The organism is Paraburkholderia sp. CHISQ3 (genome assembly GCF_030464945.1).
GTDB classification, from domain to species: domain Bacteria; phylum Pseudomonadota; class Gammaproteobacteria; order Burkholderiales; family Burkholderiaceae; genus Paraburkholderia; species Paraburkholderia megapolitana.
Genome location: NZ_JALPRG010000007.1, coordinates 145,680 through 171,896, shown reverse-complemented (window position 1 = coordinate 171,896; position 26,217 = coordinate 145,680). Strand labels below are relative to the sequence as shown.

Annotated in this window: 27 protein-coding genes; 16 read left to right on the top strand and 11 right to left on the bottom strand. The window is 61.5% G+C overall.

What is annotated here, in order from left to right:
• Positions 1-11: 11 nt before the first annotated feature.
• Positions 12-440 (bottom strand): YciI family protein, encoded by a 429-nt coding sequence (locus tag M0D65_RS18245; RefSeq protein ID WP_266253930.1) that lies wholly within the window; start codon positions 438-440, stop codon positions 12-14.
• Positions 441-575: 135 nt separating this feature from the next.
• On the bottom strand, positions 576-929 hold the full coding sequence (locus M0D65_RS18240) for a YciI family protein (protein WP_091011765.1): 354 nt from the start codon (positions 927-929) through the stop codon (positions 576-578).
• A 174-nt stretch (positions 930-1,103) separates the two neighbouring features.
• Between M0D65_RS18240 and M0D65_RS18235 the strand changes: the two genes are divergently transcribed.
• Positions 1,104-1,292 carry a glycine zipper 2TM domain-containing protein gene (locus tag M0D65_RS18235; protein ID WP_266253929.1) on the top strand — a complete coding sequence of 63 codons (189 nt, stop codon included), beginning with the start codon at positions 1,104-1,106 and terminating at the stop codon, positions 1,290-1,292.
• Between the two features lie 62 nt (positions 1,293-1,354).
• On the opposite strand, the gene M0D65_RS18230 is transcribed toward M0D65_RS18235, so the two are convergent.
• Both M0D65_RS18230 and M0D65_RS18225 read right to left on the bottom strand, forming a co-directional pair.
• The gene (locus tag M0D65_RS18230; RefSeq protein WP_266253928.1) at positions 1,355-2,806 is read right to left on the bottom strand and encodes a glycosyltransferase family 2 protein; all 1,452 of its coding nucleotides are present in this window, start codon (positions 2,804-2,806) and stop codon (positions 1,355-1,357) included.
• A gap of 57 nt (positions 2,807-2,863) precedes the next feature.
• Positions 2,864-3,469, bottom strand: coding sequence for a cytochrome b (locus tag M0D65_RS18225; RefSeq protein WP_266253927.1), 606 nt, complete (start codon positions 3,467-3,469; stop codon positions 2,864-2,866).
• A 202-nt stretch (positions 3,470-3,671) separates the two neighbouring features.
• Between M0D65_RS18225 and M0D65_RS18220 the strand changes: the two genes are divergently transcribed.
• The 3 genes from M0D65_RS18220 to M0D65_RS18210 all read left to right on the top strand — a co-directional run bounded on the left by M0D65_RS18220 (position 3,672) and on the right by M0D65_RS18210 (position 6,853).
• A complete protein-coding gene (locus M0D65_RS18220) occupies positions 3,672-4,733 on the top strand; it encodes an asparaginase (RefSeq protein WP_266253926.1) in 1,062 nt (353 codons plus the stop codon).
• 186 nt (positions 4,734-4,919) lie between these two features.
• A complete protein-coding gene (locus M0D65_RS18215; protein ID WP_266253925.1) occupies positions 4,920-5,702 on the top strand; it encodes a transporter substrate-binding domain-containing protein in 783 nt (260 codons plus the stop codon).
• Positions 5,703-5,737: 35 nt separating this feature from the next.
• Positions 5,738-6,853, top strand: coding sequence for a succinylglutamate desuccinylase/aspartoacylase family protein (locus M0D65_RS18210; protein ID WP_266253924.1), 1,116 nt, complete (start codon positions 5,738-5,740; stop codon positions 6,851-6,853).
• A gap of 72 nt (positions 6,854-6,925) precedes the next feature.
• On the opposite strand, the gene M0D65_RS18205 is transcribed toward M0D65_RS18210, so the two are convergent.
• Positions 6,926-8,140 (bottom strand): DUF2252 domain-containing protein, encoded by a 1,215-nt coding sequence (locus tag M0D65_RS18205; RefSeq protein WP_266253923.1) that lies wholly within the window; start codon positions 8,138-8,140, stop codon positions 6,926-6,928.
• A 209-nt stretch (positions 8,141-8,349) separates the two neighbouring features.
• On the opposite strand from M0D65_RS18205, the gene M0D65_RS18200 reads away from it, so the two are divergent.
• The 7 genes from M0D65_RS18200 to M0D65_RS18170 all read left to right on the top strand — a co-directional run bounded on the left by M0D65_RS18200 (position 8,350) and on the right by M0D65_RS18170 (position 12,808).
• Positions 8,350-8,778 carry a molybdopterin-binding protein gene (locus M0D65_RS18200; protein WP_091011771.1) on the top strand — a complete coding sequence of 143 codons (429 nt, stop codon included), beginning with the start codon at positions 8,350-8,352 and terminating at the stop codon, positions 8,776-8,778.
• Between the two features lie 58 nt (positions 8,779-8,836).
• Positions 8,837-9,253: a DUF2946 domain-containing protein gene (locus M0D65_RS18195; protein WP_266253922.1), complete on the top strand. Its 417-nt coding sequence runs from the start codon at positions 8,837-8,839 to the stop codon at positions 9,251-9,253.
• Between the two features lie 83 nt (positions 9,254-9,336).
• Positions 9,337-10,818 (top strand): PepSY domain-containing protein, encoded by a 1,482-nt coding sequence (locus M0D65_RS18190; protein WP_266253921.1) that lies wholly within the window; start codon positions 9,337-9,339, stop codon positions 10,816-10,818.
• A 13-nt stretch (positions 10,819-10,831) separates the two neighbouring features.
• The gene (locus M0D65_RS18185; protein ID WP_266253920.1) at positions 10,832-11,014 is read left to right on the top strand and encodes a hypothetical protein; all 183 of its coding nucleotides are present in this window, start codon (positions 10,832-10,834) and stop codon (positions 11,012-11,014) included.
• Between the two features lie 175 nt (positions 11,015-11,189).
• Entirely contained in the window at positions 11,190-11,690 is a 501-nt protein-coding gene (locus tag M0D65_RS18180) for a molybdopterin-dependent oxidoreductase (RefSeq protein WP_266253919.1), read from the top strand.
• Between the two features lie 56 nt (positions 11,691-11,746).
• Positions 11,747-12,358, top strand: a complete 612-nt coding sequence (locus tag M0D65_RS18175) for a nitrogen fixation protein NifQ (RefSeq protein ID WP_266253918.1) — start codon at positions 11,747-11,749, stop codon at positions 12,356-12,358.
• 63 nt (positions 12,359-12,421) lie between these two features.
• The gene (locus M0D65_RS18170) at positions 12,422-12,808 is read left to right on the top strand and encodes a winged helix-turn-helix domain-containing protein (RefSeq protein ID WP_245811480.1); all 387 of its coding nucleotides are present in this window, start codon (positions 12,422-12,424) and stop codon (positions 12,806-12,808) included.
• A gap of 23 nt (positions 12,809-12,831) precedes the next feature.
• On the opposite strand, the gene M0D65_RS18165 is transcribed toward M0D65_RS18170, so the two are convergent.
• Positions 12,832-14,181 carry a DUF2325 domain-containing protein gene (locus tag M0D65_RS18165; protein ID WP_266253917.1) on the bottom strand — a complete coding sequence of 450 codons (1,350 nt, stop codon included), beginning with the start codon at positions 14,179-14,181 and terminating at the stop codon, positions 12,832-12,834.
• Between the two features lie 188 nt (positions 14,182-14,369).
• On the opposite strand from M0D65_RS18165, the gene M0D65_RS18160 reads away from it, so the two are divergent.
• A complete protein-coding gene (locus M0D65_RS18160; RefSeq protein ID WP_091011778.1) occupies positions 14,370-15,488 on the top strand; it encodes a 3-deoxy-7-phosphoheptulonate synthase in 1,119 nt (372 codons plus the stop codon).
• A 55-nt stretch (positions 15,489-15,543) separates the two neighbouring features.
• Here the strand turns inward: M0D65_RS18160 and M0D65_RS18155 are convergent, their stop codons facing one another.
• Positions 15,544-16,425, bottom strand: coding sequence for an alpha/beta fold hydrolase (locus M0D65_RS18155; protein ID WP_266253916.1), 882 nt, complete (start codon positions 16,423-16,425; stop codon positions 15,544-15,546).
• An 86-nt stretch (positions 16,426-16,511) separates the two neighbouring features.
• Between M0D65_RS18155 and M0D65_RS18150 the strand changes: the two genes are divergently transcribed.
• Positions 16,512-17,417 (top strand): LysR family transcriptional regulator, encoded by a 906-nt coding sequence (locus M0D65_RS18150; RefSeq protein ID WP_266253915.1) that lies wholly within the window; start codon positions 16,512-16,514, stop codon positions 17,415-17,417.
• 45 nt (positions 17,418-17,462) lie between these two features.
• Here M0D65_RS18150 and M0D65_RS18145 read toward each other — a convergent pair whose 3' ends face one another.
• The 3 genes from M0D65_RS18145 to M0D65_RS18135 form a co-directional block, all read right to left on the bottom strand.
• Positions 17,463-18,377: a PhzF family phenazine biosynthesis protein gene (locus M0D65_RS18145; protein ID WP_266253914.1), complete on the bottom strand. Its 915-nt coding sequence runs from the start codon at positions 18,375-18,377 to the stop codon at positions 17,463-17,465.
• A 242-nt stretch (positions 18,378-18,619) separates the two neighbouring features.
• Positions 18,620-19,639: an energy transducer TonB gene (locus M0D65_RS18140; protein ID WP_266253913.1), complete on the bottom strand. Its 1,020-nt coding sequence runs from the start codon at positions 19,637-19,639 to the stop codon at positions 18,620-18,622.
• A 276-nt stretch (positions 19,640-19,915) separates the two neighbouring features.
• A complete protein-coding gene (locus M0D65_RS18135) occupies positions 19,916-21,775 on the bottom strand; it encodes a M3 family metallopeptidase (protein ID WP_266253912.1) in 1,860 nt (619 codons plus the stop codon).
• A gap of 168 nt (positions 21,776-21,943) precedes the next feature.
• On the opposite strand from M0D65_RS18135, the gene M0D65_RS18130 reads away from it, so the two are divergent.
• Positions 21,944-22,354, top strand: coding sequence for a GNAT family N-acetyltransferase (locus M0D65_RS18130; RefSeq protein WP_266253911.1), 411 nt, complete (start codon positions 21,944-21,946; stop codon positions 22,352-22,354).
• Positions 22,355-23,113: 759 nt separating this feature from the next.
• Here M0D65_RS18130 and M0D65_RS18125 read toward each other — a convergent pair.
• On the bottom strand, positions 23,114-24,028 hold the full coding sequence (locus M0D65_RS18125; RefSeq protein WP_266253910.1) for a LysR family transcriptional regulator: 915 nt from the start codon (positions 24,026-24,028) through the stop codon (positions 23,114-23,116).
• Positions 24,029-24,132: 104 nt separating this feature from the next.
• Between M0D65_RS18125 and M0D65_RS18120 the strand changes: the two genes are divergently transcribed.
• Both M0D65_RS18120 and M0D65_RS18115 read left to right on the top strand, forming a co-directional pair.
• Positions 24,133-25,014 carry an aldo/keto reductase family oxidoreductase gene (locus tag M0D65_RS18120; protein WP_301718687.1) on the top strand — a complete coding sequence of 294 codons (882 nt, stop codon included), beginning with the start codon at positions 24,133-24,135 and terminating at the stop codon, positions 25,012-25,014.
• A gap of 302 nt (positions 25,015-25,316) precedes the next feature.
• Positions 25,317-26,168 carry a hypothetical protein gene (locus M0D65_RS18115; protein ID WP_266253909.1) on the top strand — a complete coding sequence of 284 codons (852 nt, stop codon included), beginning with the start codon at positions 25,317-25,319 and terminating at the stop codon, positions 26,166-26,168.
• Positions 26,169-26,217: the final 49 nt, after the last annotated feature.

Here is a 26,217-nt window from a genome sequence, read left to right as displayed (position 1 = left end):
GACGCGTCTCCTCAGTTCGCTGCCGCCTGATGATGAACGGTGTCGAGCTTGCGAAAACGATCTACCGCATCGCTCGGTCCGAAGTCATCGAGTTCGAAAATCTGACGCACTTCGATTTCGCCGTCGGCCAGTTCGCCGAACGGCGCGGGAAAACGCCGCGCCCATTCCATCGCTTCCTCGCGCGAGCGCACCTGGATCAGCGTGTAACCGGCAATCAGTTCCTTCGTTTCGGCGAACGGTCCGTCGACCACCCGGCGCTGTCCATTCGAATACTGGATGCGCCAGCCCGTGGAACTCGGCTGAAGGCCAGTGGCATCGAGCAGCACACCGGCCTTCGCGAGTTCTTCGTGATAGGTCGTCATGGCAGCGATCAACTCTTCGGACGGCATGACGCCGGCTTCGCTCGTTGCACTCGCTTTGATCATCATCATGAAACGCATCGCAATCTCTCCGTTGGGTTGTCAGTGGGAGGAACCGTTTGCTGGCTCCTTACCGACACGACGAACGGCGAACTGCGAGATCGACATGGAACGACGAGATCAGGGTAAATACCTGGTCGCGACGCGATACGACGTTTATTTGTAGCAGGGAGCGACTTCGCGGACCTCGATGGTCGCCCACTCGGCGGCTGGGCAGGTGGCGGCGATTTCGAGCGCTTCGGCGCGGGTCGCGCAATCGAGCAGGAAGAATCCGCCGACCATTTCCTTCGCCTCGGCAAACGGACCATCCACCAGTCTTCGTTCGCCGTTACGCACCTGCAACCGCGCGGCCTGCTTCGTCGACGCCAGCGACTGCGCTTCAAGCAAAAGCCCGCGTGACTGGAGATCGGCGCCATAGGCAAGCATGCGGTCGTACAGCACGCGCCCTTCCGCTTCGGTGCGATCGTTGCGCTGGTCGGCGGGTTCGACGATGAGCAGCATGTAAGTCATGAAGTCTCCGTGATTAGTCCAGGATCCGACGCGTCGGGCAAATGCGGTTGGGTGGATTGCGATCGGAGTCTAGCAAGCGGAACGGAGCCAGGCAAACGGGGTTCGACGCCGGAGATCGGCACGGCACACCGCTTGCTACTCCCTTTGGTACCCGCTTTTCCTACGGAGTTCGCTATGTGGAATCGAATCAGATGGATCAGTGTGACGGCCGCCGCCGTTCTGACGCCGCTCGTGGCAGGCTGCACGCTAGGTGGCGCAGCAGCGGGCGGTGTGATCGGCAACGAAGCAACGAATCACAGCGCGGTCGGCACCGTGGGCGGCGCCGTGGCGGGCGGCATTATCGGGCACGAACTGGGTAAGTAGCGGCAACGCCGGCAGCGTCGATCCGTCGCTGCGGCGACGCGTAAAAATTCGCGTCGATCAGATCAATCGCCGCCCGCGACCAACCCCGAGCGATGCTGCTTGCCCCACGAGCGTCCGCCGCGCAAAAAATGCAACCAGCCGAGCACCGCTCCAGTGTGGCGCAGTAACTGGAACGTGAACGGCTCGGTGATCGCAGCGGCAGTCGCCGCCCACAAACTCGAGTTCGCGCGATCGCCGGTCCAGCGACGATACAGATGCACGCACCATAGATAGAACGCGAGATCGAGCGCGGTCTTGAGACCGATCACGCTGAAGATCGACAGCACGATCCCACCGTGTCCGCCGAACACAAAACCGAACAGCAACGCGACCGCGGTCAGCCCGTAAACCGGCTGCATCGTATCGAACGCCTTGACCGGCAGCATCAACATGCCAAGCGTGCCGTAGCGCGGATTGCCGGTCATGTCGCGATTCCAGTATTGCGTCTGCAGAAAGCCCGCAAACCAGCGGCGACGTTGCCGTAAAAACGTGCCGAGTGTGGCCGGCGCGTCGGTGCGCGCGTGCGCGTCGCCCACGACATGCACATCCCAGTCGAGCCCGTGATCCACCGAGTAGCGACGCAACCGATGGATCAACTCATAGTCTTCGACGAGGCACTGCGGATCGAACCCGCCGACCGTCAACAGCGCATCGCGACGAAACGCGGCAAACGCACCCGACACCAGCAGCAGACTATCGGCACGCATCCACGCAAAACGCGCGATGAAGTTGCGCATGTACTCGTAGGTCTGGAACCACTGGAACAAACGCCCCGATACGGTCTTGCCGCACACCGGCACGATCACGCCCGCCGCCGCGACGACACGCGGATACTGCGCAAACGCGCGCCGCATCGCCAAGGTTGCGTCGTCGGCTAGCAGCGTGTCTGCGTCGACGGTCATCACCGTGTCGGTCGACACCAGCGTGATCGCTGCATTCAGCGCACGCGCCTTGCCGCCGTGTGGGACGCGTAACCAGTAGAGATTCGGATAGCGCGTACTCGGTGCGCTCAGTTCGCCCTCGCGCGGCGCGATCAAGCCGAATTCGCGCACGAGCAGCTCCTGCGTGCCATCGCTCGAACCGTCATCGGCTATCACGATCTGCGCGGGGCCTTGCGTCTGTCTTAACAGCGCCGCGAGCGTGCTCGGCAACACGGACGCTTCGTTGTGTGCGGCGACGAGCACGCCCATCGAAGGCAACTCGTCTTCGCTAAAGGCAGCGACCGGCGGCTTCACATCGCCGCGCGCAAGCGGCAACGTCTTTAGCGTGACGAAGATCAGCAGCAGCGTGTCGTAGATCACATACGCCAGCCCCGTGGACCAGGCCACGACGCCATGCAGAAAAAACGCCCGGGCAAACAGGATCAGCCACAACGCTCCTACGCTGCCGTGTATCAGCAGCCCCGTCAGAGTGACGGGGCGCGGCACGATGCGCGGCGAGGCGGCTGCCAGCGCCTGTTCCAGAGAAGTCTTCAAGTTGCTCACTCGTTACGTCGATGGGGGTGATGTTCGATCGGGCGGTGCGTCTTGCCGTCAGGGAACCATGCGTTTGAGAACCGAATGCCGGTCGATCCATTGATGCTTCAGCGCACCGCCGATATGCAACGCCAGCAGCGCATAAAGCCCATAACCGAGCCACACGTGCAGCGCGCCAAAGCGGTCGTGCAGCGTTTCCTTCAGCACGGGATCGAGATGCGTGATGTAGCCGATACGCGGCCACGGCACCAGGTTGAAGAGATGCATCGGATGGGCAGCCGCGTCTTTCCACGCGGAATCGTGCAGCCATCCCGATAGCGGTAAGCCGATCATCAGCACATACAGCAGGATGTGCGCGCCGTGTGCAGCGCCGCGCTCCCAGCGCGGGAACGACAGCGGCAGCGCGGGCGGCCGGTGCCGGATGCGCCACAGAATGCGCAGCAGCGCGAGGCCGAGCACCGTGATGCCGATCGATTTGTGCGTATCGATGACTGGACGCACCCAGTCGTCGGGCAACCAGTCTGCGCTCAGACCCAGCGCCACGTTGCAGAGAATCAGGACCGCGATGATCCAGTGCAGCGCCATCGCCGTGCGCGTATAACGCGACGGCGCGTCGGCATCGAGCTGCTGCGCGGAAAGTTCGGGACTGGTTTGAGAAATCATGGCGCTTCGCTGTCGAAATGTAAGGTTGGGCGGAAATTCTTGTCGCGTGAAAGCGTCTGCGATGTGCCGCAGTCCTTGCAGAACGCAATGCGGGCCGGTTTTATTCCGCGTCGGTTGCGTTCTGGTCAAGATCCACACGCACGAGCGCAATGCGCCGAGTCCGTACAATGCGTATGCCATTCACATTTCCGGAACACCGCCGATGACCGCTCGCACCGCCGCGCCCGTCGCCGCCACCGTCTACCGCGGCGACGCAGTCGAAAACACCCACGTCGCCCATGTTGCCGTGACCGATGCCGCCGGCCGTCTGCTCTACAGCTTCGGCGATCCGGCACGAGTCACGCTGGCGCGTTCGGCGGCCAAGCCCGCGCAGGCGCTCGCCGTCGTCGAAACCGGCGCGCTGGAGCGCTACGGCTTCGACGACGCCGATCTCGCGCTGATGTGCGCGTCGCACAACAGCGAGGACCGGCACATCGAACGCGCGCAGCAAATGCTAGCCAAGGCGCACGCAAGCGAAACCGATCTGCGCTGCGGCGGCCATCCGCCGCTATCCGACGACGTCTACCGCGCGTGGATCAAGCGCGATTTCGAACCGGGCGCTGTATGCAGCAACTGCTCGGGCAAGCATGTCGGCATGCTCGCGGCGGCGCAGGCGCTCGGTGTATCGATGGTCGATTATCACCTTCCCGCGCATCCGCTGCAGGTTCGCGTGCGGCACACGATGGCCGAGCTATGCGATCTGCCCGACACGGCGGTGCAGTGGAGCATCGATGGTTGCAATCTGCCTACGCCGGCTTTTCCGCTCGACCGGCTTGCGCGGCTTTACGCGAAGCTTGCGGACGCAACCGATCGGACAGAGCGCGACGCGCGCACCGCCGCGCTCGCGCGCATCTACCGCGCGATGACGACTTACCCGGAACTGGTCGCCGGCGAAGGCCGCTTCTGCACGCTGCTGATGCAGTCGTTCGGCGGTGCGCTGGTTGGCAAGGTCGGCGCTGAAGCGAGCTACGCGGTCGGCGTGCGCGCGTCGGCGCAGACGGCGCGGCACGGTGCAAGCGGTGCGCTCGGAATCGCGGTGAAAGTCGAAGACGGTAACAAGACAGTTCTGTATGCGCTCGTCGCCGAACTGCTTGCGCAACTGGACATCGGTACGCCCGGGCAACGTGCAGCGCTCGAGACCTTTCGCGCGCCGCCGCTGCGCAACACGATGGATGTCGAGACCGGGCGGCTGGCGTTATCGCTGTCGCTCGCGCTCAACCGATAGCAAAATCGATAGCAATAAGGCGCCCGCGCACCGGGAAGGCATGAGCGACACCGCCGACCCGCGATCGAAAAAAGTGAACACGATAGTCCGAAGAGGTCTTCGACCCGGCGCCGCGCCGCTTTACCATGTGCGCAGCGCAACCACTCGCCTCGTACCCCCCGTGCCCCGTTTTGCTCCGGAGACCCCATGAGAAAAAATCTGCTTGCGCTCGCGGCCATCGTGGTCGCGCTTTGCGGCGGCGTCAGTCCCGCGGCGTTCGCGCGCGACCCCGGCGAAATCCGTCTCGGCATCGATCCGACTTACCCGCCGATGGATTTCAAGGCGCCTGACGGCAGCCTCAAAGGTTTCGACGTCGATCTCGGCAACGAGCTGTGCCGCCGGATGCACGCGAAATGCACGTGGGTCGAGATGGAGTTCTCGGGGATGATCCCCGCGTTGCAGGCACGCAAGATCGACGCGATCCTGTCGTCGATGGCGATCACCGACAAGCGCATGCAGACTATTGCGTTTTCGTCGAAGCTGTTCCAGTTCAAGTCGCGTCTGATTGCGGCGCAAGGCTCGCCGCTCGCCGCCAATCCGGCCGCGCTCGCGGGCAAGCGCATCGGCGTGCAGACAGGTACGCAGTTCGAAACCTACGGGCTCGCGCACTGGGCGCCGGGTGGCGCTCAGGTGATCGCGTACAAGAGCCAGGACCAGGTGTTCGAAGATCTGCGCAACGGCCGGCTCGACGGCGCGCTGCTCGGTTGGGTCGAAGCCGATATCGGCTTTCTGCGCACGCCGGCCGGCAAGGGTTTTGCGTTCGTCGGACCGCAGCTATCGATGGGCGACCACGGCACCGGCATCGGTCTGCGCAAGGACGACACCGCGTTGAAGGCCTCGCTCGACGACGCCATCGCGGCGATACGCAAAGACGGTACCTATAAGCAGATCGCGCAGCGTTACTTCGATTTCGATCCGTACGGCGATTAAGTCACCGTTCATCTTCACTCCATTCCTCACACCTTATGCGCCAGCACACCACTCCGCTTCTGTCGCCTGCCGTCGGCACGCGGCGCGAAATCACGAGCTTCCATTTCGGCACGCCCGGCGACGGCGAGAAGATCTACATCCAGTCGTCGCTGCACGCGGACGAAACGCCGGCGATGCTCGTCAGCGTCCTGCTGCGCCGCCGTCTTGAGCAGCTCGAAGCCGACGGCGCGCTTGCTTCTGAAATCGTGCTCGTGCCGGTCGCGAATCCGGTTGGACTCGCGCAGTACGTGCTCGGACAATTTATCGGTCGCTTCGATCTGGCGAGCGGCAAGAACTTCAATCGACACTTCGTCGATCTGGCGAAACTCGCCGGCAATGCGCGTGAGCAGTTCGGCGACGACGCGCAACGCAATAAGGCGCTCATCCGCAGCGTGCTGCGCGATGCGCTCGCCGCGCTTCAACCGCTAACGGAATACGAATCGCTGCAGCGCACGCTGCTTGCGTTGTCGGTGGATGCGGACGTCGTCATCGATCTGCATTGCTCGCTCGAAGCCGCGATGCATCTCTATACGAGCGAAGTGGCGTGGCCGGAGTTCGAACCGCTCGCGCGCTATCTGGGCGCAGAAGCATCGCTGCTCGCCACCGACTCCGGCGGCCAGGCCTTCGACGAAGCACACAGCCTGTGCTGGTGGACCTTGCAGCAGCATCTGCCGGAGGGCACGCCGCTCGCCACCGGGGCGATCGCGACGACGATCGAGTGTCGTGGTCAGCGCGATGTGACCTACGAGATCGCGCAACAGGACGCTGACGCAATCATCGAATTTCTGCGCGCGCGTGGTGCTATCCGCGGCACGGCTAAACCGCTGCCGCCGTTGCTGACCCTCGCGACGCCGCTCGCAGGCAGCGAGCAATTCTATGCGCCGACGAGCGGGATCGTCGTGCATCGCGCGCCGATCGGCGCCACGATCCGCGCGGGCGATCCGTTATTCGACATTGTCGATCCGCTTACCGATGCAACGACCACGCTGCATAGTCACACCGATGGCGTGTTCTACATGCGTCGCGCAATCCGCTTTGCGACGGCAGGTGCGCCGCTTGGACGCGTGACGGGAACGCGGCCGATCCGCACCGGTGTGCTGCTGGGCGCGTAGGTACGGTGCGACGCTTTGCGTGGAGCGTCGAAACTCCGCTGAAAAAGCGCAAGGGGCGCACGCAGCGCTTGATCAGGCCTTCACGTCGACCTTAAACGCACCGCCATCGAACGCATCGCAATAGGTCTTCCAGTCGGCGGCAATCTGCGCTTCGCACTGCGTGGCCAGCTCGATGAGCGGCAACTGCCAGTCCTTGCGGCTACCGAAGGCGATCAGTTCGTCGGCAATCGCCGATCCTTCGCGTCCGCCGCTGCGTAGCTGTGCCCATGCGCACAGTTCCGCCATGCTGTTGACCACCGCTTCGAGACGCGGCAGCTTGCCGTCCCAACTGCTCAGCGCAACGCGATCTTCCGACGGCTGCAAACCGCGCAGCACATAGGGCCGCTTTTCGTGCTCGACGGCGTGCAGAAACGCCTGCGATACCGCCTGCACGCGGTGCTGAACCGCAACCACGCGCTGCGCTTCGCTCGCCCATTTCGGTTGCTTCGTCTTCACATGCGGCACCACCGACGAAGGCAGCGCCTGCTTCAGATCGAGCAGATAGTTGCCGTCGGGCGAGCCCTTGCCTTCCACCAGCATCACGTAGCGATCGACACCGAGACTGCCCGTACCCGCAATGCGCCGTGCAACATCGAGCACGCGGTAGAACCCCGGCGTTTCCAGATGACTCGCGAAATCGTCCATGAAGGCCGTGACTTTTTCGCGCGTGCTGTCGTCGACGGGCAAAGCCTTCTTGCCGTCGATACGCAACACGCGGCGCTTGCCCTTCAACTCGCAACGCCGGTTCAGGTAATCGACGCGTGTGCGCGCGTGCAGCGCATCGAACAGATCGCGGACCATACCCGTCGAGGTTTCCTCTTCGATCCAGCGCGCCTTGCCGACGGAAAGCGCCGCCGCATAGGCATCGACCGCGGTATGGCAAAGCGCAAGCGCTTCAGCCCGGCTCACGTTCAGATCGCTGGCGCCGACCAGCACGCTAGTAAGCAGACGAATCAGTTCGAACAGGCTCGGTGCAAGACATGCCTCGTCGAAATCGTTGATGTCGAAGTAGATCAGCCCGTTGTCGCCCTTGTAGCTGCCGAAATTCTCCAGATGCATGTCGCCGCAGATCCACACGGTGGGCGAGGTATCGAGCACGCTGCCGGCTGGCAGGCGTGCATAGAATAGATGGCACGTGCCGCGCAGAAAGACGAACGGCGACGTGCGCATGAGCTTGTATTTCATGGCGAGCCGTTCGGGGTCGCGCCCGGTGTTGAATGCTGCAATTTGCTGTGCGATGTCGATCATGGTTGCTCTGCCTGCGTGTTCGTGGGCCGATCGGCCCGTTGCGCCCGTTGTGCGTGTTCGATGCGCGCCTATACACCGCTATACGCGCCACGCGAGGGACCATATCACGGCTGCCTGTGCGCAAGCTTTCAGGTTCCCGGTACACTCGTGGCCTATCTTTAACCGAGGCCCGCTCGCTTTCGACAGCGGCCTTATCTGTGGAGACCACCATGCGAACCAGTGCCCGTAACCATTTTGTCGGTCAGGTGACCGAGGTCAAGACCGGCGCAGTCAACGACGAAATCGCGCTGCGCACCCAGGACGGCCTCGAAATCGTCGCCGTCATCACGCACGGCAGCGCGACGTCGCTTGGGCTGGCGGCCGGCAAACCGGCCTTCGCGCTCGTCAAGGCTTCGTCGGTAATCGTGATGGTCGACGCCACCAGCAGCAGCGTGTCGGCACGCAATTACATCGCCGGGACGGTGGCGTCGGTGACGAAGGGCGCCGTTAACGCCGAAGTCATCATCGCCGCACCGGGTGGTGCCCAGATTGCAGCGATCGTCACGAACGACAGCGTCGACCGGCTCGGACTCGCAAGCGGCAAACCGGCGGCAGCGATCTTCAAGGCGTCGAGCGTGATCATCGGCGTCGATCAGTAAGCACGCGGCGGAGAACGTCGCTCTGGAGTGCTAGAATCGCCGCGTTCATCCGCCCATCATGACGACTCCACACTCCCGCAACCGCATGACCGCATGGCTTGGCCTCGTCGCCATGTGGCTCATCGTGTTCGCGCCGGTCGTGAGTCAGTTGCTGGTTTCGCAACGCGCGAACGAACCCATCGCCGCACTCTGTTCCGCCCTGCAGCCGCGCAACCTCAGTGCGGCAATCAGTCACACCGGTAATATCGGTGACAACGACCCGGCACCGGTTCATTTGAGCCACGACGATGCCTTCGGTGCATGTGGCTATTGTCATCTGCTCGCACATCACGTCGCCATGCCGACGCTGGCGGCCACCACGCCGCCGGCCGCCTTCGCGATTGCCGGCACTGCGCCGCCCGCCCTCTCCACCCGCTTCACGCCACTCGGTGCGTTCCCGTCCGGACGTCCCAGAGACCCGCCTGCCGTTTCCTGACCGTCATTGTTTCTGATCGCGTATTTCGTCGCACCCGCTAAAGGGAGCGCGCGATCGGCTGTTCAATGTTTCAGGAGGATTGAATGTCCACCATCATCGCTCAACCCGCGACCTCAGCGACAGGCGCGGCAAATGCCGGCTACCGGACGCTCTGGCGCTGGCACTTTTACGCGGGCCTCTTTGTGATGCCCTTTCTCGTGGTGCTTGCGATCACCGGCACGTTGTACTGTTTCCAGCCGCAGATCGAGCCGCTGCTTTATCCGCAGCGTCTGATCGTCGCACCGCAAACCACGCCGCGCCTAACCGAAGACGCGCTGCTCGCGCAGGCACGCAAAGCGATGCCGGCAGACGCTCGCGCGGTCACCGCCGTGATTGCGGGTGCACCTGATCGCAGCAGCGAGTTCATCTTCCGTCTCGCCGATGGAGAGAAACAAAGCGTCTATCTGAACCCCTATAGCGGCGAAGTATTGGGCACGCTGAGCGTCGAGCATCGTTTCATGCAGGTCGACCGGATGCTTCACCGCAAACTGCTGCTCGGCAAACCGGGCGAGCTGCTGATGGAACTGGCCGCCTGCTGGACGCTGGTGATGATCGGCACCGGTATCGCCCTCTGGTGGCCACGCGAAAAAACGACGGCGCGCGCGGCACTGGTGCCGCGCTTTACGCTCAAAGGGCGCCCACTGTGGAAGAACGTTCACGCCGTGATGGGCATCTGGCTCGCGCTCGGTGCGGTCGTGTTCGTGCTGAGCGGCCTGCCCTGGACGGGATCGTGGGGCAAGCAGTTCAAGGCGCTCGCGAACGCCGCAAATCTCGGCTCGCCACCGGGCACGTGGGGCGGCCTGGCGCTGCGCTCCGTCATGCCTGGCGTTCCTGCAGGGCGCGAGCCCACCGCCGGCGGCACGACTGAAGCGCACGCAGGACACGACACCCAGGACGGGAAAATGGCTTCGATGCCGGGCATGGTGATGGACGACCTGCCCTTGCCGCAGACGCCCTGGGCGGTCGGCAACACTCCCGTGCCGGCCTCCGCCGATGCACGCCCGGCACAAACAGTGTCGCTTGGCAGCATTGTCGCGCTGGCGGCTTCGCTAGGTGTGTCGAGTGGCTACAACATCGTGTTGCCCGACTCCGCAACCGGCGTCTACACCGTCTCGTACTTTCCCGGCGATCCGCAAAATGAGCGCACGTTATACATCGATCAGTACAGCGGCGCCGTGTTGAGAGATATCCGCTACAGCGATTACGGTGCGGTATCGAAAGCCGTGTCCTACGGCACGTCGTTGCATATGGGCCGCTATTTCGGCGTTGCCAACCAGATTCTCTGCGCCGCGATCTCGCTAGGGCTGGCGGGTATGGCCGTTACCGGCTGCGTGATGTGGTGGAAACGCCGGCCGCAACGCTCGCTCGGCGCGCCTTCACGCGAACGTGCCGCGCCGCCGATGTTCGGCTGGAAAACCGGCCTCGTTGTGCTCGGCATCGTTTTTCCATTGATGGGCGCAACGCTGCTGGCCGTGTGGATCACCGACCGGATGATCTTTGGTCGCTTCACGCGACAAGTTGCCTGACCTGGAGGCGCATATGAAACAAGAACCTCGTTCGATTCTTCAACTGATCCTTCGCTACAAAACGCACCTGAACATCGGCGCTTTCCTTGCGGTCGCCTTGTGGGTTGCCTGGATTGCGTGGATGACGCGCCCCAGCGACATCGATGTGCCGGCTTCGGGAAGCGGTCCGATCTGCTGCATGCGTCAGGTGCGCTGACGACGTAAGCGGGTGCGGGCTGCGCTTCACACCCGCCGTGCGCGATACGCAAACCGCTATGACGGGTATCGCATGTCGCCGCACGGCGATCTTCCGCGTCCGCGCGTAATATATCGACGCATACAGCGACCAACCGGCCGGCTGCTCCGGCCCGTGAGGAACGACGATGACGACGATGAGTCCAGCAGACACGGCGACCGGCACGGCCGCCCCAGCAACCGACACGACCGGCAGCGCCGTGTCGCTGACGGGCGACGTCGTTTCCGCACAGTCGTTCTCGCTCGAGCAGTTGCGGCAACTGCCCAGCGTGCTCGCCCAACCATTCGATCTACGCTGCTTCACGACCAACCGCTTTATCCGCCCCGTCGACCGTTATCGGGGCGTGCTGCTGAAAGATCTGATCGCCCAGGCCGGTCTGCGCTGCGACGAGCCTGGCGATTTCAAACGGATGATCGTCATCGCGGTTGCGCACGATGGTTATGCGGTCACGTTCTCGTGGCATGAACTCTTTAATACGCCGATCGGCGAGCAGGCGTTGATCGCACACGAGTGTGGCGGCCAGCCGCTCGCCGTCGAGGACGGTGCACCGATCCTGTTCTCTGGTGCAGATACGTTGCCGGCGCCGCGCCATGTGAAGCGGCTTGCGCGCATCATCGCGCGGACGGTTCAGCTGTAGATCGTGCGGGCTCAGTCCGTTCGACGTTGCATGCATACGCCCCGGGCACCTACACCATGACCGACTCCGCGCCTCTCGATCGCCACGCGCTACCGCACGACATCGAGCGTGCGTGTATTGCGCGTGCCGCGGAACTCTCGGCACACGCGGATTCAAACCACGCTAACGACACGTATCTGTTCGCGCGTCTCGTCGCGGCACGCGAAGTCCGCGGCGAATCGATGCTGCTCGGCCTTACACCGGCCGACATGCACGCACTGTTCCAGCGCCACTTTCCTCATGCCGCACCGCTCGTTTCTCCAGCGTATAGAGGACTTGCTAGTAACCCCGCTCACGCGACGTTTGTCGACGCACTCACGCGCCTGCTACTCACCCACGTCCCGCCATCAATCGATACCAACGACGCCCAATGCATCGCCGCCATCGTCGCGCATGCATGCCTGCGACCCGATCATCTCTGGCGCGACCTCGGCCTGAGCGGTCGCGACGACGTCACGGCGATGCTGACGCGTTACTTTCCGGCGCTGGTCGCACGCAACGTCGAGAACCTGCGCTGGAAGAAATTTCTGGCACGCGAACTGGCGCTATCGACCGGCGCAGTGCCGGGACCCGCGCCCGGTTGCCCCGGCTGCGAGGATTTCCGGCACTGCTTCCCCGATGGTCGCTAAACCTGCCAGTTCACCTGCTCGCATCGCGCGGTGCCGCGAATCGCATCGTGTATGCTTGCTCGCATGGCTAAACCTACCAACGATCCGAAGATTCCGGCCACCGCAAAACCCGAGGTCCGCTTCCGCATGCGTATCCAGCAGGCGGATACGATCGCACTCGGTCCGGGCAAGGTTGCGCTGCTCGAAGCCGTGCGCGAACACGGCTCGATTTCCGCCGCGGCGCGCAGTCTCAAGATGTCGTACCGGCGCGCATGGCTGCTGATGGATGAGCTGAACCGCTCGTTGAAGTCGCCGGCTACCGTCTCCGAGCATGGCGGTCAGAGCGGTGGCGGCAGTGTGCTGACGCCGGTCGGCGAAGAGATCATTCGCCTGTATCGCGACATCGAAAACCAGGCTTATACGGTCTGCTCCGAGCAGATCGCCGCATTGACGCGGTTTATCAAACGCTGAGATTGAGAACGACTGGACTGCGCTCAGCCGTGCCGCAGGCAGAATCGCGACGCAGGCGGCTGGCCCGTCGTGTCGCGCTCAGCCGTCCGCGTCAGCCATTCGACGAAACTCGCCACGCTAGCGGTACGCAACGGAAAGTACACAACCTGGTGACGCTCGCACACCCGCTTGAGCATGTTCATCGAATCGTGATCGATGCAATCGACTGGAAACACGACGTGATCCGCGCCCGGTAACGCCGCGGCCAGCAACCCCTTGCGATCCTCGACGCCGCCGTCGTGCACGGTCAGCACCGCCCCCGCCGTTTCGACGATGCGCCGGATCACCGCATTCGATCCCGGCCGGCCGCCCACATAGACAATGCGCTTGCCCTCCAGCCCCGTGAACTGCGGCCGGCCGGATGCGGCGGCATCGGTTGGTTCGGCGGCGCTGGCCTGCAGCGTGCGCTCCATTGCGTGGGCTTCGGCCTGCACGGTCTTGAGCAACGCGAGCGTTTCGTCGAGTGTGGCGCGCAATACGGTTACGCGCTCCTGCTCGTCGGCGGCGCGCTGTTCGGCGGCTTCGCGGCGGCTCGTATGCAGCGCGAGACGCGCATCGCGGGCGGCGAGCGCGTCGCGCAGCGTGGCGACTTCGGCTTCGCGCGCGGTGTCATCAGCGGGGCGCGGTTGACGCGCCTGTGTCTCTAGCTGAGCGATCTGCGCGGTCAGTTCGCGCGTCTGTGTGTCGTGCCGCGTGCTCATCTCGTGCAGACGACTCTGCTGACGCTCGACCTTGCTGCGTAGCTCGGCGTTCTCTTCCTCCAGCGCCACGAGCCGCCGGATGTCCGCGCGATTGGCGGCGCCGACCAGATGCGACAGCATGTGCAGTTCACCGAATGCCGACTGACGGATATCGAGCGTCGCCTGCGGATGCGTGATCAGCGCCCAATATGCAGGCGGAATATCGCCACTGGCGAGCGCCTCGTTCCATAGCGCCAGCACGGTCTGCGGATCGGTCGCCTTGTCGAAACGACGGATCGTCGTCGCATAGCGCTCGTCGAGCGCCTTGTGCAGCGCCTTGCCGCCTTCACCGCCTTCGATAGCCAGTTCGACGGCCGCGTGATGGATTTCGAGGTCGGTGGCGCGCTGCCGGTCCAGTGCCTTGAAACGCGGCACCAGCTTGCGCAGCTCGTGCGTGCTCAGGCACGTGCCGATCACCGAGCAATGCAGGTGCGAATCGAGCTCCGACAGCCGCGTACGGCGTTTCGGGGAATGAGTCTGGGAGCGGGAAGAAGGCGCGCAGCATGCGTCGCCGTGGCGCGGGTAGCTACCGGCGCTGTCGTTGAGCTGACCGAGGCCCGGCGTGCGGGCAAGACGAAACGGAGGAGCCTGCATGACGATCCCGAATCCGGTTCCGGTTGCAAGGACGAGGCCGGTTACAGCGGCGCAGACGCGTTCTTCATAAGCCGCACCGCCTCGGTCCCAGTTCCGCGAAATATACCACTGAATATATCGGTCCGCAGCCCGGGTAACCCGATGCGAGTACCATTACGGCCTTCCCCACGCGGATTCCGGAGACTGACTTGAGCCGCATCGACAATCCGTTGCATGACCAGGAGGTCGGCGTTGCCGACGCTACCCAAGACACCACGCGTATCGACGACACCCGTATTGGCGCCGTCCGTCCGCTGATTTCACCCGCCTTGCTGCTGGACGAACTCCCCGTCCCGGCAAGCTTGCAGACGCTCGTCGAGCACAGCCGCCGGGAGATTGCGGACGTGCTGAAAGGTCGCGACGACCGGCTGGTGGCCGTCGTCGGCCCGTGTTCGATCCACGATCACGACCAGGCGATCGACTACGCGCGACTGCTGAAAACCGCCGCCGACGAGTTGCGCGACGATCTGCTGATCGTCATGCGCGTGTACTTCGAAAAGCCGCGCACGACGGTCGGCTGGAAGGGTTACATCAACGACCCGCGTCTGGACGGCAGCTTCCGTATCAACGAAGGGCTGCGCGCGGCGCGGCAACTGCTGCTCGACGTCGGCACGCTCGGCCTGCCGACCGCCACCGAATTCCTCGACCTGCTGAGCCCGCAGTTCATCGCGGACCTGATCGCGTGGGGCGCGATCGGCGCGCGCACGACCGAAAGCCAGAGCCATCGGCAGCTGGCTTCGGGTCTGAGCTGCCCGATCGGCTTCAAGAACGGCACCGACGGCAGCATCCAGATCGCCGCGGATGCAATCGTCGCTGCACGCGCGAGCCATGCGTTCATGGGGATGACGAAAATGGGCATGGCGGCCATCTTCGAAACCCGCGGCAACGAAGACACACACGTCATTTTGCGCGGCGGCAAGAAAGGGCCGAACTACGATCGCGCGTCGGTTGAGGAAAGCTGTGCCGCGCTGCGTGCGCTCGGCTTGCCCGAACAGGTGATGGTGGATTGCTCGCATGCGAATTCGGGCAAGTCGCATCTGCGCCAGGTCGATGTCGCGCAGGACGTTGCGGCGCAATTGTCGGACGGCGATCGACGCATTATCGGTGTGATGATCGAAAGCCATCTCGAGGAAGGGCGGCAGGACTTGAAGCCCGATGTGCCGCTGCGGCGCGGTGTGTCGATTACCGATGCGTGCCTTGGCTGGGCGCAAACGGAACCGGTGCTGAATACGCTCGCGGCTGCGGTGCGGGCGCGGCGCAAGCGCTAGCGGTTACGCGCCAGGTTCGCTCCGGAGTGTTTAAGCCAGCCGGAGCGAGCGCGAATCACAAACCTTGCAGAAACGGCAGCACGCGCTCGAGCAGCACTTCGGGCGCTTCCTCAGGGATGTAATGGCCGCACGGCAGCGCAGCGCCGCTGACGTCGCGGCTCCAGCGCCGCCATTCGGCGAGCGGATCGAAACATTGCCCGACCACGCCATCGGCGCCCCATAGCGCGACGAACGGGCACTCGATCTCCCGGCCCGCGGCAAGATCGGCGCGATCGTGTTCGAGATCGATCCCAATCGACGCACGATAGTCCTCGCAGATGCCGTGCGCGGTCGCCGGATCTTGCAGGCACCGCAGATACTCGGCATACGCCTCGCCCGTGAACGGCTTGAGGCCCGCACTGCGCGCACCGATGGTCTGCTTCAGATAGAGATCGGCATCAGCGCGGATCAGCGTTTCGGGAAACGGCGCGGGGCGCACGAGGAAAAACCAGTGCCAGTAGGCACGCGCAAATTCCAGCGAAGTCTGCTCGTACATCGCTAACGTCGGTGCAACGTCGAGCGTGACGAGCCGCTCGACGGTATGCGGGTGATCGAGCGCCATCCGCGCCGCAACGCGCCCGCCGCGATCGTGACCGATCACCGCGAAGCTGTCGAAACCGAGCGAGCGCATCAGATCGACCTGATCCTGCGCCATGCGTCGCTTCGAATAATTACTGTGATCGGACAGACCGGGCGGTTTGCTACTGTCGCCGTAGCCGCGCAGATCAGCGGCAATGACGGTGAACTGCTTCGCGAGCGTCGGTGCGACCTTGTGCCAGATCGCGTGCGTTTGCGGATGACCGTGCAACAGCAACAACGCGGGCCCATGACCACCGCGCACCGCGCGAATCGTGATGCCGTCGACTTCGACGGCCACCGGTTGAAAATCGTTGAACATTGCTGACTCCTTTGCCCCTAGTCTAATTGCTTCCTTTCAGGTTATGGTTTCGATGAAAGCAAACCGTTGTTACCCGGGGAGAAACAATGGACGGCGTGTCGGATCTGGCTTTCTTCGAACTCGTGATGCGCCAGGGCAGCCTTACCGCCGCGGCCCGCGAACTCGGTGTCACCACACCGTCGGTGAGCAAGCGGCTTGCGCAGATCGAACGCCGGCTCGGCGTGCGTCTGCTGAACCGCACGACGCGCAACATCAGCCTGACCACCGAAGGCGATCTTTATCTGACCAACGGGTCGCGCATCCTCTCCGAGCTGGCCGAACTTGAACAGCTTGTCACGAGTAGCCGCGCGGAGCCGTCGGGGTTGCTGCGGGTCAATGCCTCGTTCGGCTTTGGGCGCGCGCATATCGCGCCGGCTATTTCCGCTTTCGTCGAACGCTATCCGACGATGGAAATCCAGTTGCACCTGACCGACCGGCCCGTGAGCTTGCAGGAACAGGCATTCGACATCGGCATCCGCTTCGGTGATGTGCCCGACGCGCGAATCAATGCACGGCTGCTCGTAGAAAACCGGCGTCTGGTGTGTGCATCGCCGGCGTATCTGAAACGATGCGGGACACCCAAAGCGCCGCGCGATCTCGCGCACCACGACTGCATCGTGCTGCGCGAAAACGACTCGGCATACGGCAACTGGCATTTTCTGCGTGGGAAGAAATCGGAGATCGTCAAGGTGCGTGGCGCGCTAAGCAGCAACGACGGGAGTGCTGTATTGCGCTGGGCGCTTGAAGGTCGTGGGGTCGTGGTGCGTTCGGAGTGGGAGATTGGCGATGCGCTACGCGACGGTACGCTCGAATTGCTGCTTGGCGAATGGGCGCTGCCGAATGCCGATATTTATGCGGTGTATCTGGAGCGACATCGGTTGTCGCCTAAGCTGCGGACGTTTATCGATTTTCTTGGTACGCGGCTTAAGGAGAGTGTCGGGGCAAAGGCGTGATTGCAATAGCCACGCCTTCGACCGCGGCAGGATCGGCAACCGAAACTAGTCTTCGCCGACGAGCTGGAACGATCCCTCCATCACGCTGACGCATTTGCCGCCGACGCGAACCCTTGCATGACCATCCTGCGTGTCGACTGTCGCTAACAGGATGCTTGGGCGCCCCATGTCGACGCCTTGGGCGACGCGCAACGACAGTTCCTTTGAACCCCGAACCTCAGCGATGAGCGCGGCAGTGGCTGCGGTCGCGCTGCCTGTGGCGGGATCTTCTGTCATACGCGGCGTGAACATCCGTGCCTCCAAATCGCAGTCGGCTCCGACTCTGGTGTGATCGATGTCGCGTGTATAGGCGTAGATGGACACGGCGCCGTCGATCGGCAGCAAGCTCTTGAACTCGACGAGATTCGGCACACACCGCCGTAGTGCATCGCGTGAGGCAAGTTCAACGACGAGGAATGGAAGACCAACCGAAGCGACCTGTGGAGAATGCGCGTCGGTTTGAATATCTTCGGGGGCGAGTGAGAGACACGCGGCCACCCGGCTTGCGGACACGTGTGACAGTCGGGCTAACGGTTCTGGCGCAGTGAGTTCCGCGCCAACCACCACCGCTCCCTCTTTCAACTGATTGACGGGAACGAGACCGGCTAACTCCTCGAAGACGAGCAGATCCGGCAACGGGTTCCGGTTGGATGCCGCCTTTTCGGCAAGCACAAATGCCGTGCCGATGTTCGGGTGTCCCGCGAACGGTATCTCGCGGCTCGGCGTAAAAATTCTGACCCAGGCCGTGTGGGCGGCATCGCGGGGAGGCAATACGAACGTCGTTTCGGAGTAGGCAAACTCGTTCGCGATTGCCTGCATTTGACTGGTCGACAAGCCGGCAGCATCAAGGACGATCGCTACCGGGTTGCCTTTGAATTTTTCGTCAGTGAAGACGTCGGCGGTGATGTAGCGGCGGTTCATTGGGCTCCTTGCTCGATCGACGGTTCTCTAATGGTGTGGATCATTATCGCTATGGGTTGCGGCTGGGACAGATACAGTTCTGTAGTGGCGGGCCGGGCCAATGCGTCGAATGATCGGCTAGCCGGACGAATTCTCCGACGTGCACAACCTTCTCGGGAAACGGACAAGGAATTCGTTTCTGCATGTTTGCTTCTGTGAAGGTTCGCTTTCCAGATCTTCGTGACCTGAGGGCCTAAAGCCAATCAAATACCAGGCCTCATTGTTATCGAAAATGACTGGGGAGCCTTGCCGTTTTCATCCAGCGGCATCGGATCAGACTGGCTGACCGCTCTGAGGGCTGCGCTGTCCCAGCGTCCGTCACCGCTTGAGCGAACAATTTTCACCGACTCGAGTTTGCCCGAAGACGTGCAATGCACTTCGATCACCGTTTCGCCATGAACAGCCGTTCCATCCCAGACGATGTTTGGACGCACGCGTAGTTGAACCCTCGCCGCATAATCGGACACCGTTGACGTGGCAGTCGGTCGAGTTGCTGCCAGAGGTGACGGATTGACACCGTTCGCCATAGGAGTCGCCTGGCGGACGCTGCTTGCTGCAACTGGATTGCCCGCAGTGACCGTGGCATCCTGCCTGGTCTGAATTGCATCGGCTCCCGGCTGCGGGGCATGGAAAACGAGGTCTGGTTTAACGTGTACGGGGTCTACCGCATCTGCGTGGCAAAGCATGTTGCGCAACTGCTCTGGTGTCGGTGAAGCTAACGCAGGCCCGCTAATGGAATAGGACGACTGGTTTTCAGAATTAACAACATTCTTTTTTCCGTTGATGGTGACCGTACTGTTCCCCCTACCGGAATGAAAGAACCATCGCATCTCCCCACTAGCGGCAGGCTCAACCAGAATCCCGAACGTATCGCCGTCACCGGCGAGTGTTTGATAGACGGCATCGCCACGCGGCGAAACGCCAGGCGTCAGAATGCGCCCCTGCAGGCCCGCGTTGGTCGCTGTTCCAACTGCCGGCCTATAGCATCCACTGCCAACGGATATCGGGCCTTCGCCGTCTTGTTCAAAGGCCGCGATGCGACCATCGCGATCGATCTCGATGTAGCCATTGGTCGGCGTCCGGACGCCGTTGATCGTGACTGTGTGCGCCGAACTGTAGAGACCGGCGAATGAGGAAACATCGCTTGCGCAATGACCTGTAGGAACGTATCCGGCAAGCCCCAGCGCGAGCAATGAGATGACGGATATGTATCTGGATTTCATAGATCAAGACCCGGGAAATTTTCGATAAACCAACGTGGCAATTCAACTTGCACGGTCTCCTTCAAAGGTGACCTGCGCTTCGATCACCTTCCAGAAAACATCGCGACGATGCGTGCCACACTCTATAACTGCACCCAAGGCAGCAAAGAATACGAATCGTGTGATCTGCAGATAGTCCGCTCATTCTCTCCAAGCGCGGCCTTCGTCAATGCGCGTTTCGCCAACATCGAAAGAGCGCGCTGCGTTGAATCTGGTTTTCAGTCTTTGGAGCACAGCTCAATCGGTATTCAATTGTCTTCCAATCCACGCCTCAAAATCCTCAAACATCGACTGAGTCGACACCGCATTCGTCGCAACACATTGCTTTCCATGAACAACAGAGATGCGTGCATCAAGTTCGTTAGCTGACGACGCCTGACCTCGCAAGTCGAACTCACGCATCGCCTGCTCCGCAAGACGCCATGCATCGGTCGAAGTGCGATTGCATTCCGCAGCTAGATAATCCGCTGACAGCGATTCCCCAGTCAGACTGACAAGCGCATCATCAAGCGTAATGCTGTTGCCTGCCTTCCAGCAGTGTTCCGCTAACAGCGCGCCCACAGCCGGGTTGTCCACGATATATCCAAACCTGCGCGTCATATGGGCACGCATTTGCGCCGCCGCCATCTTGGCTAGCAAATAGCCGTGATAGTAGACCGCAATGTCGTGAAACACGAGGTGGGGCATCGCAAGAACATAGTCCGTATGATCCGCGACGCCGAGGATATCGTTGGTGATCGCACAAGCAACAGCAATGACCCGCTCGGGCGTGCGCTCCTCATCGCTCATGCGATACAACGCTGCCTCGAGATAGGTTGGAATCAGATCGCGACGCTCCGTATGTGCAAGCGCCGCCTGCTGCGTCTCCAGCCGCGCTTGAATCATCGAGTCAGGCATTGAGTTTCCGTCGCGATCCGTCGCATAGCGTTTTAACCAGCATGGATCGGCGGGCAACGCGTCGAAGAATTTAGCCTGCGTCTCGAGAAAGGCCGGCGTAGTCGGAGCAAACTCCTGCGCGAAACACGGCGAGTTGCCGGCAACGTTCGCGAGATGCGCAGCGTGCCCTGCCTCATGGAAGAGCACCTTGACACCCTGCAATCCCGCACCCGGCTGTGCCGGGCGTGCAGTCGACGTGAAGCGTATGTCCGCCGGCATCCAGCCTGACGCGTCATCGACATAGCTGGGTCCGGGTACCACGCAAAATCCCGTTGGAAACTTGCCTGGCCGGTCGAGCATATCGATCTCGATGCGCGCGCCCCGATACGACACACCCATCCGTCGGAACGACTCTGCCCAACGCTCGAGCGCCTTGGCAAACGGGAAATACTGATCGTCGCCGCCTGCCATCTGACCGCGGAGCCGGTACATAAGATTGTGTGGCAACAGCGCGTGCGGTCCATGTTGTTGTACGAGCCGCCGCTGCGATTCGCGATGCGACTCGCGCGTCATTTTCTCGAACTGATCGAAGACCGCGAATAGTTGCTTTGACGTTATGCCGCTACGCGCGTGCAAACGGTATTCAAAGAAGTCGTCGAAACCCAGCTCTCGGGCAAGCGCGTTGCGCTTCGACACAATGTCAAGGAAGCCGCTTTCAAGCACCCAGCGTTCGAGACCATGCAGCGCCTCGTGTGAGCTCTTGCGCGCGTCCTCGTCGTGATTCGTCGCCAGGTTGGTACGAAGCGCGGCGGGAGATGCCGATACGCGCGCACCTGATCCATCGATATGTTTTAGCTCATAGGTCTGCCGCCGTGCATACAGGTCGGCATCCAGTTCGGTCAATTCCTTCAGTAAAGCTTCCGCATGCTGGCTCCCCGTCGCGTTGCTTTCGAAAACGCGAACCCAACCTTTCAATCCGTTAATCAACGCATCATCGGACGATGGCGATGCGCTAGCGCCGAGCGTAGCAAGATGATGCTTGCACTGAGCGAGGCGCGACGCGTCGCCGGTAAACAGCTTGCGCTCCAGTGACGCAGCCGCAAGCCCCGCATGATCATCGCTCTGCCCCGTGTGAGTTAACCAGTACAGTTCGCCTTCCCTGCGATGGATGGTCAGATAGTCTTGATTGAGGTTGTCGAAGAACGACTGCGCGGAATTCACGGCGATAGACTCTCGGAGGTGTGCATTGTTTTTTGATTTTCGGAGCACTCGTCCTGACGCTCCACGCGTCTGTCGATTGTCGGCGATTCATGCCGTGACGTCGAATGACATGTTCAATGCGCCGAAAAAATCTGTGACAATGACCTCGTCTTCGACGAAGAAAATACCATGCACCTTGATCTGACAGACCACCCCGATGTCGACGACGAGGCTTTCGTCATCGAGCAAACCCGAACGTATAACAGACGCTTCACTCCACGTGACGTACAACCGCTTTGCGTGTTCGTCCGGGACGACGACGGCAAGATCATAGGCGGACTGACCGCCAAAACCTACTGGCAGTATCTGGACATTTCGTTCCTGTGGGTCGATGAACAACATCGAAAGTCCGGCCATGCAACGGCATTGATGTCCGCTGCTGAGACGGAAGCAAAGCGGCGTGGCTGCAAGCATGCGATCGTCGATACTCTCAGCTTTCAAGCGCCCGAGCTTTATCGAAAGCTCGGTTACGCCGAGTGGGGGCGTCTCACTGAAATGGCGGGGGAGTATGAGCGCTATTTCTTTCGTAAGCGGCTTTGATCGATATCGATCAACCACACTTCCATCCACACGAATGTCGTCAACAAACGACAGCGCATCAGTTGACAACGCACGCAATCACATCGAAACTGCTCGAATGTTGACACCAATCGCCTCCTCCTTCGCCAAGTACAACCGCATGGGCGCCCGTCTGGGCGTGCCACTGGAGGCCTGCTTGCGTTAGATTTGCAGCATTGGAGTCAACGGGCCTCGCCGGGAATACGGACGAGGCCTTTTGTTTTTATGGCGTCTCCGTTACCGGCATCACTGCATCACCAACGGAGATGAAAAATGGAAAACAGCAAGTCGTCACACGACCACACCAACCACTTGAATGAGGCGATCTACCCGACCAAAGGTCCGGCGCGGTCGACAGGTTGGGAAGCCGAACAGCACCACGCCAGCGGAAGGAACGCAGTACACCTCCCGCTCACGAGGATCTTTCAACCTTACGAATACTGGCAGCACACAGCGCGTGACGAAGCGGAGAACGACGCATATGTATCGTCGGCCTCCGAGCCCGATCCGCCGAAGAGTGGCTGGCCCACGGCCCCTCCCGTAGCCATCGCTAGCTGGTTACGGGGCTGGGCAATACGCGGGCTCGTTTATTTTCGTGTGCTTTAAGCATGTCGTAAGCAAACCGCTTTAAGGAGCGGACACGCTGGAAGAGCGCCTGATTCGTCAGGCGCTCTTCTGCTTCTAGTCATGCACAAAACGCTGGCCCTTTAGCAAGCGACAACCAACGAGAGCACTCGCGGTTTAACGCACCACACCCGCAACCTCGACGTCAGCCTTCAAGAAATCGACAAAGGCACGCAACGGCGCAGGCAGATGACGACGTCCCGGATAGTAGAGAAACGGCCCCGAAAATCGCTGCCACCAGGGCTCCAGAATCGGCTCAAGCGCGCCGCTATCCAGATGCGGACGCAACATGTCCTCAAACAGGTGGATCACACCGACGCCGGCAACAGCCGCACTGATCGCAAGATCGACTGCTGCACCCGGTCTGACGAGCAGCGGACCCGTAGGATCCAGCCGTACCACTTCGCCGTTCTGTTCGAAATCCCAGGTTGGCTTCGCGCCGCCCGCAAACTGGCCGCGCAAACATGCATGCGCAAGCAGTTCGCCCGGATGATCTGGTCTTCCGTTCGCATCCAGATAAGACGGCGCCGCCGCCGTAGCAAAGCGCTGCACGCGCGGCCCGATCGGAACCGCAATCATGTCCTGCTCGAGTCGTTCGTCGTAACGAATGCCCGCATCGCAACCAATCGACAGCACATCGACAAATCCATCCTCAACCACGACTTCCACGCGAATGTCCGGATAGGTTTTCAGAAACGCGGCAATGACGGATGGCAACACGATGCGCGCGGCGCTCGATGGCACGTTGAGTTTGAGCGTCCCACTCGGTTTGTCCCGGAACGTATTCAGGACATCGAGCGCCGCTTCCATCTCGCTGAATAGCGGAGTCAGTCTTTCGATGAGACGCAATCCCGCTTCCGTCGGAACCACACTTCGTGTGGTCCGGTTGAGCAACCGCAAACCGAGCTTCGATTCGAGGCGACGCACCGCAATGCTGAGGCTCGACGCGGAGACACCGCCAGTTCGGGCGGCATCGCGAAAGCCACCCGCGCGAGCAACCGAAACGAACGCGGCAAGATCGTTGAACTCCATGGCTATTGTTCACTTTTTTGAACGACCCGTTCAATCTAGATCGGATTATCAAACAACGCAAGCCTGCCCATACTCCGGCTCAACACTTACCAAGGAGTAGCGCCATGTCGAAGTTCATCCCCAACAACACATTCCAGTTCGCCGGTCGCTCCGTGTCCCGCGTCGGCTACGGTGCCATGCAGCTCGCCGGCCCCGGCGTATTCGGCCCGCCGAAGGACCGCGACGCAGCCGTCGCCGTGCTGCGCGAAGCGATCGCGCTCGGTGTCGATCACATCGATACGAGCGACTTCTACGGGCCGCACGTCACCAATCAGATCATTCGCGAAGCGCTCCATCCCTACCGGGACGATCTGCTGATCGTCACCAAGATCGGCGCGCGCCGCGGCGAAGACGCCGCGTGGATTCCGGCGCAGGAGCCGGAAGAGATCGCGCGCGGCGTTCACGACAATCTGCGCAATCTCGGCCTCGACGCGCTCGACGTCGTCAATCTGCGGATCATGGGCAACGTCCACGCGCCTGCGGAAGGCTCGATTGAAAAACAGGTCACCGCGCTTGCCGAACTGCAGCGCAAAGGACTCGTTCGTCACATCGGTCTGAGCAACGCAACGTCGACTCAGGTCGCCGAAGCGCAACGCATTGTCGAGATTGTTTGCGTTCAGAACCAGTACAACCTGGTTCAACGCGACGATGACGCGCTGGTCGATGAACTGGCTGCCAAAGGCATCGCTTATGTGCCGTTCTTCCCACTTGGTGGGTTCTCACCGATACAGTCGTCGGCACTGTCGAAGATTGCCCAGACGATCGGTGCGACGCCGATGCAGGTTGCGCTCGCGTGGCTTCTTTATCGTGCACCGAACATCTTGCTGATCCCGGGGACGTCATCGGTTGGGCATCTGCGTGAAAACATGCAGGCAGCGCAGTGCGCGCTGACGGACGAGGTTCTCGCCGAGCTGGATGCGATCGGTCGAGACAACACTGCGCATTGATCGGAGAAGGCTTAACGGGAGATCAGCGCTGCCTGAACAATTGCGTCCGTACGCAATTGCAATCAGGGTACAAAGCGTAAATCTCCCCATAGAAATTCTTCGTCATATTCGCCGATATGGTGCGCGTTTTTACGCGAGTTATGTAACCGCCTCCATACTGAATTTGTCTCACCCCCGATGCAAAAGGAAGCAGCAAGTCGACCTTGATTTTCGTTATTTCATAAGACAATATACCCAGCGCTACGACACAGTCGGCGACGGGGGAAAACGAAATGGCCCTTGAAATACAAAGTCAAAACGTCGTGATGAACGGCGGCTCCACGACATTCACTTTCGACAATTCTTTTACTCAATTTCTCGCGGGTGTCGCCTCGTTCCAGTTGTCATACGGAAGCGACGACCACCACGTCGAACAAATGAGTATCCAACTGACGACGAACTGGCCAGGCGGCGCACAGGTGAACGTGGGGGCCAACGTCGTGTTGCAGGACGCGTCGGGCCACAACATCGATCTCAGCTCGTCGTATGTCACGGTCACAGTCATCGCATGGGCGGGTGGCTCATCGAACCAGATCGTGCTGAGTTCGCCGGTTACGGTGGGAAACGGTCAGCAGAGTAACGGAATCACGCTGCCTAACGGGAACAATATCTTGCAGTCCGTCCTTGACGGGTTCTTCCTGAGCTACGGCACCACGGATCATCACGTCAACCTGGTTGAAGCCTCGGTCAGTGCGTCGCAATCGAGCAATGTCGGCTACATCGCCGTCACTGCGGGCATGAACGATGCATCAGGCAACCAGGCTGTTAACCCGACCGCGACCGGATCGTTGATCGCTACATCGATGTCCGCCCCCGGCTTCGTCATTGTTCCGTATCAAGCGCAGTCATCGTCGAACGAGCCGGTTATTCAAATGGGTACGCCGATCAGCGCCGCGGTCAGCTTCCTGACCGGTTTCCAGGTGCAATATCCCGACTCCGACGACCACCACGTTAAGGCAATCGGTGCGGGCAACAACAGAACCTGGGTCGACCCGAGCAGTTCGAGTTACGCGCAGACGAACGGCGTCTGGGCATGGATGTATGACGATTCAGGTAACAATCAGGACAACAGCAATAGCTACGCCTCCATCGTCGTGATCGGCATTCAGGCCTGAAGCAGAACCCGAAGAAGAAACACCCCTGCTCGAGCTGTCACATCGAAGG

Coding starts and splice junctions, on each gene's coding strand:
- M0D65_RS18245 (WP_266253930.1), bottom strand. CDS start 440: ATGCGTTTCATGATGATGATCAAAGCGAGTGCAACGAGCGAAGCCGGC.
- M0D65_RS18240 (WP_091011765.1), bottom strand. CDS start 929: ATGACTTACATGCTGCTCATCGTCGAACCCGCCGACCAGCGCAACGAT.
- M0D65_RS18235 (WP_266253929.1), top strand. CDS start 1,104: ATGTGGAATCGAATCAGATGGATCAGTGTGACGGCCGCCGCCGTTCTG.
- M0D65_RS18225 (WP_266253927.1), bottom strand. CDS start 3,469: ATGATTTCTCAAACCAGTCCCGAACTTTCCGCGCAGCAGCTCGATGCC.
- M0D65_RS18220 (WP_266253926.1), top strand. CDS start 3,672: ATGACCGCTCGCACCGCCGCGCCCGTCGCCGCCACCGTCTACCGCGGC.
- M0D65_RS18215 (WP_266253925.1), top strand. CDS start 4,920: ATGAGAAAAAATCTGCTTGCGCTCGCGGCCATCGTGGTCGCGCTTTGC.
- M0D65_RS18210 (WP_266253924.1), top strand. CDS start 5,738: ATGCGCCAGCACACCACTCCGCTTCTGTCGCCTGCCGTCGGCACGCGG.
- M0D65_RS18205 (WP_266253923.1), bottom strand. CDS start 8,140: ATGATCGACATCGCACAGCAAATTGCAGCATTCAACACCGGGCGCGAC.
- M0D65_RS18200 (WP_091011771.1), top strand. CDS start 8,350: ATGCGAACCAGTGCCCGTAACCATTTTGTCGGTCAGGTGACCGAGGTC.
- M0D65_RS18195 (WP_266253922.1), top strand. CDS start 8,837: ATGACGACTCCACACTCCCGCAACCGCATGACCGCATGGCTTGGCCTC.
- M0D65_RS18190 (WP_266253921.1), top strand. CDS start 9,337: ATGTCCACCATCATCGCTCAACCCGCGACCTCAGCGACAGGCGCGGCA.
- M0D65_RS18185 (WP_266253920.1), top strand. CDS start 10,832: ATGAAACAAGAACCTCGTTCGATTCTTCAACTGATCCTTCGCTACAAA.
- M0D65_RS18180 (WP_266253919.1), top strand. CDS start 11,190: ATGAGTCCAGCAGACACGGCGACCGGCACGGCCGCCCCAGCAACCGAC.
- M0D65_RS18175 (WP_266253918.1), top strand. CDS start 11,747: ATGACCGACTCCGCGCCTCTCGATCGCCACGCGCTACCGCACGACATC.
- M0D65_RS18170 (WP_245811480.1), top strand. CDS start 12,422: ATGGCTAAACCTACCAACGATCCGAAGATTCCGGCCACCGCAAAACCC.
- M0D65_RS18165 (WP_266253917.1), bottom strand. CDS start 14,181: ATGCAGGCTCCTCCGTTTCGTCTTGCCCGCACGCCGGGCCTCGGTCAG.
- M0D65_RS18155 (WP_266253916.1), bottom strand. CDS start 16,425: ATGTTCAACGATTTTCAACCGGTGGCCGTCGAAGTCGACGGCATCACG.
- M0D65_RS18150 (WP_266253915.1), top strand. CDS start 16,512: ATGGACGGCGTGTCGGATCTGGCTTTCTTCGAACTCGTGATGCGCCAG.
- M0D65_RS18145 (WP_266253914.1), bottom strand. CDS start 18,377: ATGAACCGCCGCTACATCACCGCCGACGTCTTCACTGACGAAAAATTC.
- M0D65_RS18140 (WP_266253913.1), bottom strand. CDS start 19,639: ATGAAATCCAGATACATATCCGTCATCTCATTGCTCGCGCTGGGGCTT.
- M0D65_RS18130 (WP_266253911.1), top strand. CDS start 21,944: ATGCACCTTGATCTGACAGACCACCCCGATGTCGACGACGAGGCTTTC.
- M0D65_RS18125 (WP_266253910.1), bottom strand. CDS start 24,028: ATGGAGTTCAACGATCTTGCCGCGTTCGTTTCGGTTGCTCGCGCGGGT.
- M0D65_RS18120 (WP_301718687.1), top strand. CDS start 24,133: ATGTCGAAGTTCATCCCCAACAACACATTCCAGTTCGCCGGTCGCTCC.